Here is a 6,890-nt window from a genome sequence, read left to right on the forward strand (position 1 = left end):
ATTTCGTGACCAAATTGGTGTGGGAAAACTTCTGCTGTAACTGTTCGGGTAAATCTAATAAAACTGATTTCATATCAATAACTGGAGTTTCCCCTCCACTTTTAGCAACTTGAGGCGAAAAAAATAATATATAAGTAGGTCTGTCTGATGGCGAGTAAGATAATTCTGTATGACCAGCAATTGGCAGATAATTTGGTAATTCAGAAGCAGTCCAAACATATTCAGCAACTTTATGACGAGGTGCGCCACCAGGATATTGATTTTGCAGATTGGGAAAAATATTCAATCCCACTTGTTGAAATTGCTCGGGAGTTTTCACTTCATATCCCCTAATAACCACAGCACCATGATTTGTCAGAATAGACTTGAGTTCGTGCTGATGATTTTTGAGATAATCAAGCAGGGAATTAAAATCAGTGCAGTTTTGTTTAGCAGTTGCTACAGGAAAACTTTGATTTAATTCTTTATGTGGTTTATCGTCTTCATTCAGTTTCATTGTTGTTGCTGCCAAAATATTGCCTTCAAGGAAATTATTGCCAAGTAGGAGTTTGGTCACCAAACCCCCACTAACTGACCAAAAAATTAGGTCTCAAACCTCCCATTTCAAGAGGATAAAATCAAGAAAATTCAGTATTTCAAGTCTCCTACTTCAAATTTAAGGTATTGATAACTGATAACTGATAACTGAAATGACCATCTATTCAATAAAACTACCATCAGGCATAATTGCACCTTGCAAATTAGCACCTTCCAAATTTATATTTTCCAGGTTTGCACCTAGTAAATTAGCATTCTTCAGGTTAGCTCCCTTCAAGTTAGCTCCCTCAAGGTCAGCATCCATTAACTTAACACCTGCTAAATTTGCTCCCACTAAATCTACTCTCCTGAGACTAGCATCTTTTAAAGTCGCACCTCTGAGATCTAAACCTCGGAGACTAGCACGATGCATCTTTGCACCACTTAAATTTGCTCCCTTTAAATTAGCTCCCTTTAAATTTGCTCTAGTGAGATTAGCATCATTGAGATTAGCACCATGGAGATTAGCAGCACGCAAATTTACATGGGTCAAATTTGCACCAGATAAATTAGCTTGCCGTAGGTTAGCACTTTCTAAAACTGCTCGACGTAAACTTGCTCCACCAAGAGAAGCTCTTTCCAATGTGGCATTTTGCAAATTAGAATGGGTTAAATTTGCACCTTCTAAACGAGCGCGAGACAAATTTGCTTCCTGTAGTTTAGCCTTGATTAAATTTGCTCCTTGCAATTGCGCTTCCTTGAGGTTCGCATTTTGTAATCTTGCCCCCCTAAGTTCAACACCCCTCAAATTAGCTTTCAATAAATTTGCATCTCGCAAATAAGCATCTTCAAGTTTTAGAGCTGCCAAATTTGCACCGCGGAGGTTGCAACTGTAACATTCTGAAGTTGCTCGCAATTTAGCAATTGAGCTGTTACCAGAAAATCTGGCGATCGTCCTTTCCTGCTGAGGTCTTTGTGTTCTCTGGAAATTCGTTTGATATCGTTGCTGTCGGAAAACTGTTAAACTTGTCGCCAAGACAGCAAGAGCAGCAATACTAGCAACTCCCACAATGGCAGATGCTTTTACAGGTTGCATTGCCATCGCCACATTCTTAAAATTAGCAGCATCACCAAAAACAGGAATTGGTTTGAGTGCAGCTAAAGCTGCTGCTGCATTTTCAAAGCGATCTTTGTCGTTAGGAGATACCATTTTTTCTAGCCACATTGTGAATAACGTACTCAGTTGTGGCGTTAATTTTTTGACATTAAAGCGATAGTTGCGGTCAATTAATTTTTTGACATCTGTACTAGGAGTACCTGTCAGTAAGCAGATTAGAGTTACACCCAAACTATATAAATCAGAATTGATAGTGACTGTACCATTCAATTCTTGTTCTGGTGACATAAACCCTGGTGTACCACTCAAACCATCAGTCAAACTCTCTTCTATTCCCATACGCGCAGAACCAAAATTAATTAAATATGCGGTAGGAAATTTATCACCGTTGGAGTAAGCGCCAACTAATATATTTTCTGGTTTAATATTGCCATGAATAATTGGTGGCGTAGACTTTTGTAAATAAACTAAAATCTCTAAAATTGAAATAGCAATTTGCTTAATTTGTTCTGGAGTAAAACTTCTTCTTTCTGCTAAAGATTTTCCCTCTTGATATTCTGTAATTAAACAAAATCCTTCAGAAGTTTCTAGGGCATCAATATAGTTGGGAATGCGAGGATGTTGTAGTTGTTTGAGAATTTCTACTTCCCGTTCATAAGCTTCAAATCCTGCCCAATTAGCTTCACCATCTGCAAAACGAAATTCTTTGATGACAACTTGTTGGTCTTGTTTAAGACCTAGTCCCTGATATGTAACTTCTCCTTGCTGTTGGTGACGTTCCATTTCTCTAATAATTTCATAGCCGTGACTGGAAAGGTCTTGTTTCATATTAATAGTACCACCGTATTTTTTCTGCTTGTCAATGGGGGGGCTGATGCAAAAATTATATTTTTCTTATTCTATCATGTTTTTTATTTAGTAGCAATTACAAATTCTCAGCGTAATTGTTAACAATTATAAAAATATTTTTATTTGCTCATAAAAAAATATGCTATATCTCAAAATTTCAGTTTTTTCATAAGTTAAAAGTTGTGATGTTTACAGGATTTTTCAGATAGATAACCTCACGTTAAAATCAAAACCTTGTAGGGACTTTCCATGGAACGCCCCTATTGTATTCTACCCATAAAAAAACTCCTGTATAGTTAAATAAAGCTGAATAACAGATATAGCAATCCGCCCATTGGTTGTGAAAATTTTTATAACAGTTAATTTTAACTGAAAACTCTTGAAATTCTGTACGTCGCCAATCCGACGGCTCCCCTACCTGACTCTTAACTACCACCAAAATATTACAACTGTGCAGAGGATTGCTATACAAGTATATTTTTGGTTTCCAGTAATTATTCCTGCTGACAAATGTTCAATTATTTGGGCACATAATACTTAGCAATTATCAATAAATTTTGAGGAATTAAATAATAGCTAAAATTCACAGAAAAATCTGGAAATTATAACTAGGTGAATCCTGACTCGGCAACTCCAAATATGCACCAAAATATTATGACTGTAACAGAATTGTTATACTTGTCATTTCCTATAGTCTTAAATGCCAAAACTACTATTTAATGGTAAAATAATAGAAGATAATTTCTAGAAAACGAGGTTTCTATGACTGAGCAAAATGCTCGTGATTTATTTAAAGCTGCCTACGAAAATCGCTACACTTGGGACTCTAATTTTCCTGGTTGTAGTGCTAATATCGAACTTAAACAAGGATCAGAAGTATACAACGGCCAAATTTGGATTAAGCCAGACTTAACTGTAGAAGTCACAGGTATCCCAGACGAAGAAGTACAACAAAGCGTTTATACCCAACTACGGGACGTAGTTACTCACCGCAAACGTTCATCATTTGAAGCATCCCACGGTAAAAATAGCTTCAGTCTTGGTAATAGCGACGGTTCAGGCGCAGTTGAAATTCTCGTTGAAGGGGATGCCATGGGGTCAAATTACAAAGTTAGAGGCAAAGAAATTTGTCTAGTTAGTCGAGTAATGGGTCGGATGGCCTTCGTGATTAATACCCATAAAAGCTTGGAGACACCAGAAGGTTGTATTGCTACTCACTATAACGCTATTTTCCGTAACCCTCAAACCAATGAAGTAATTAGGGAACTAGAATTTGAGGACTCTTATGAAAAAATTGGCAACTACTACATAATGGTTCGTCAAGTTGTTAATTCTACAGAAAAGGGTCAAAAAACAACAACTGAATTTAACTATTCTAATATAAAACTATTAGAACCAGCAGTTGTATAAAAATCTGAAATTTTGGTTTATTTCCCTGTTCAGTCAGTTAGGATGAACCATAGTTCTAGTATCTGTAATAGATTCAAAAAAACAAGGAGAAAAAAATGAGTCAAGCACTAGCACTTACTAAGGAAAATGTTGAAACTGTATTAGATGAATTACGTCCCTTTCTTGCAGCAGATGGTGGTAACGTCGAATTAGTAGATATTGACGGTCCAATAGTTAATCTCAGATTACAGGGAGCTTGTAGTTCTTGTCCCAGTTCTACCATGACTCTTAAAATGGGTATAGAGCGTAAACTCCAGGAAAAAATTCCTGAAATTGCTGAAGTTAATTCTGTAATGTAAGCATATTTTATCCGCCCACATTATTTTTAAATGTGGGTGGGAAATTTATCAATATAAGTTACACAGTTTCATCAACAATTAAATAATTAATATGCTCTGATATTGAAATATTAGTACCATATTTCTAAGTGTAAAAGTAAAAAGATGATCTGCTAGCTATAACTTGAGGTGGTCTTGTATAGCACTAAAACTAGGCATTAAGGTTTTTGACATTGGTATAAGCTGAAAAGCTATTGTAGTTAACTTTTGTATGAGTGTATCAGTCCCTGAACCGTAGGGGTATAGATGTAGTGATTTACGGTGGAAGTAGGGAACATTTTAATAGGAAACATAAAACTGCCCTAATTCTCTCCTTATCAAAAGAATAGTAATTACTTGCCTACTGGAATTTTTCTTTAAATATCACTACTTGTACACCACTGCCTTACTCTCAAAGTACCTAAAAATTGAACGGCAAAAACATATAGTTTGTTATTCAATAATCTACTTATTTTATTTGCCGATCATAAGTAATAAACTGTATTTTAGTAGTTCTGAGCTAGTAGAAAAAAAACTATCTATAAGTTACAGTAATTAACTTTAAAAATGTCACAAATATTTTCCAACTTATGATGTGAAATAATTCCCTGGAATTACTGTGGAGTAATTTATTTTATTTAGTCGCTCAAAGATGACTTTTAACTTTTGAGTTTGGAAAGCATGACTTCCGTGAAACCCTATTAATTGTTATCACACAGGTAAATATTAACAAATCACTCTACTATAGGGGTTATTTTATGAATAAATACAGTATTTTTCCCTCCTATAGTGTTCCCAGATTCGGTGTTTCCTAAAATTATAAAATACTGTATATCATCTATTTGATCGACGCTATTTTTTTAATAAAACTTACTTACTAAAAAAGCTGATTAAAACAACACTAACTACAATTAATTAAAACAAGCAATCAATGAAAATTTTAGTTGTAGAAGATGATAAGATTATCGCCAAAACTTTAGCTGATGCCTTAACCGAACAACTTTTTGTAGTTGATATAGCCACAGATGGTCAAGCAGGTTGGGAGCAAGCTCAAGCTTTTAATTATGATTTGATTTTATTAGATGTAATGCTGCCAAAATTAGATGGTATTACTCTATGTCAAAAGTTGCGCTATTTTAATAAAAAAATTCCTATTTTACTTTTAACAGCTCGCGACAACAGTCAAGATAAGATAAAAGGTTTAGATGCTGGAGCTGATGATTATGTAGTCAAACCATTTAATCTGGAAGAACTTTTAGCTAGAATTAGAGCATTATTACGACGGGGAAATGAGTCTGCTTCTGTTATTAAAAAATGGGGTGGTTTATGTTTGAATCCTCAAAGTTGTGAAGTTAGTTACAATGACAAGCAGTTAAATCTTACTCCTAAAGAATATGAAATACTAAATCTGTTGATGCACAATACCCAAAGAGTATTTAGTTGTAGTGTAATTTTAGATCGGGTTTGGGATTTGGAAGACACACCCACAGAAGATACTGTTAGAGCGCATATTAAAGGTTTAAGACACAAATTAAAATCAGTAAATGCTCCCACTGATTTAATTGAAACTGTCTATGGTTTAGGTTATAGACTTAAACAACAAAAGAATAATTTACCTCTCAAAAAAAGTCAAAAAAAGGATAAAACTGAACCTAATATATCTAATAAATATCAACAAAAGCTGCAACAGTCAATAAATAAAATTTGGGATAGAGTTAAGGGAAGTATAAGTGAACGAATTGATGTGGTAGAACAAGCAGTAATAGCTGGAAAAAATGGAAAATTAGAGACTAATTTGCAACATCAAGCACAACAAGAAGCTCATAAATTAGCAGGTTCTCTCGGTACATTTGGTTTGGCCTATGGCTCAGATTTGGCTAGAGAAATAGAAACTTTATTGACAGCAGAACTACCTATTAATTCTGCAAAAAATTTTCATATATCTAAACTACTTAGCACTCTACGCAACGAGATAGATAGGCATAATAGTAATATCGATAATAAACAAAGTCTAAATCAGCAACCAAAATATATTGATGCTAAATCCTCTACAGAAACTTATTTAAGTTATACAGATAGTTTTTCCCAAGAATGCAAGTTATTGTTAATACTAGAAGATAATTTATTAGCTAAACAATTACTTCAGGAAGCTACTACTAAAAAAGTACAATGTATACTGGCGAAAAATTCTACATTACTTACAGATATAGATGCTTATATTAATCATGACTGCCACTCCCATTGCCAAGATTTATTATTTTCTGCAAATGTAGTTTTACTAGACCTTGAGATTACCAGCAATGCGGAAAAAATCTTAGCAAAATTGTCGAGTCAGATGCCATTTTTACCAGTAGTTGTACTTAATACTCAGGGAGACTTGAGCGATCGAATTAAGATTGCTAAATTAGGAGCATCAGCATATTTAACAAAGCAACTACCAGCAGCTCAAGTAATAGATATAGTATTAGATATCTGGCGAAAAAATCAGATACCTGGAACTGTTATGATAGTAGATTACGATTGGTCAACTTTAGAGATTATCAAACACATACTAACGCAGTGGGGAATTAAAGCCGTCACCCTGAATGATGAACGAGATTTCTGGAAAACTTTGGAAGATACAGTCCCAGATTTATTAATTT

At 34.6% G+C, this 6,890-nt stretch carries 5 protein-coding genes; 3 read left to right on the plus strand and 2 right to left on the minus strand.

What is annotated here, in order from left to right; genetic code table 11:
- Together F6K22_RS25950 and F6K22_RS25955 are read right to left on the minus strand one after the other, a co-directional pair.
- Positions 1 to 556, minus strand: a 556-nt coding sequence (locus tag F6K22_RS25950) for a TauD/TfdA family dioxygenase (protein WP_293104674.1), incomplete at its 3' end; no start/stop codon positions are given.
- 141 nt (positions 557 to 697) lie between these two features.
- Positions 698 to 2,461 carry a serine/threonine-protein kinase gene (locus F6K22_RS25955; protein ID WP_293104677.1) on the minus strand — a complete coding sequence of 588 codons (1,764 nt, stop codon included), beginning with the start codon at positions 2,459 to 2,461 and terminating at the stop codon, positions 698 to 700.
- 783 nt (positions 2,462 to 3,244) lie between these two features.
- Here F6K22_RS25955 and F6K22_RS25960 point away from each other — a divergent pair.
- The 3 genes from F6K22_RS25960 to F6K22_RS25970 form a co-directional block, all read left to right on the plus strand.
- Positions 3,245 to 3,892, plus strand: a complete 648-nt coding sequence (locus tag F6K22_RS25960; RefSeq protein WP_293104679.1) for a DUF3386 domain-containing protein — start codon at positions 3,245 to 3,247, stop codon at positions 3,890 to 3,892.
- A gap of 95 nt (positions 3,893 to 3,987) precedes the next feature.
- The gene (locus F6K22_RS25965) at positions 3,988 to 4,230 is read left to right on the plus strand and encodes a NifU family protein (protein ID WP_293104682.1); all 243 of its coding nucleotides are present in this window, start codon (positions 3,988 to 3,990) and stop codon (positions 4,228 to 4,230) included.
- 949 nt (positions 4,231 to 5,179) lie between these two features.
- The coding region (locus tag F6K22_RS25970) for a response regulator (protein WP_293104684.1) at positions 5,180 to 6,890 on the plus strand (1,711 nt) is incomplete at its 3' end.

The sequence above is a fragment of the Okeania sp. SIO2F4 genome (genome assembly GCF_010672385.1).
In the GTDB taxonomy this organism is placed as follows: Bacteria; Cyanobacteriota; Cyanobacteriia; order Cyanobacteriales; family Microcoleaceae; genus Trichodesmium.

Coding starts and splice junctions, on each gene's coding strand:
- F6K22_RS25955 (WP_293104677.1), bottom strand. CDS start 2,461: ATGAAACAAGACCTTTCCAGTCACGGCTATGAAATTATTAGAGAAATG.
- F6K22_RS25960 (WP_293104679.1), top strand. CDS start 3,245: ATGACTGAGCAAAATGCTCGTGATTTATTTAAAGCTGCCTACGAAAAT.
- F6K22_RS25965 (WP_293104682.1), top strand. CDS start 3,988: ATGAGTCAAGCACTAGCACTTACTAAGGAAAATGTTGAAACTGTATTA.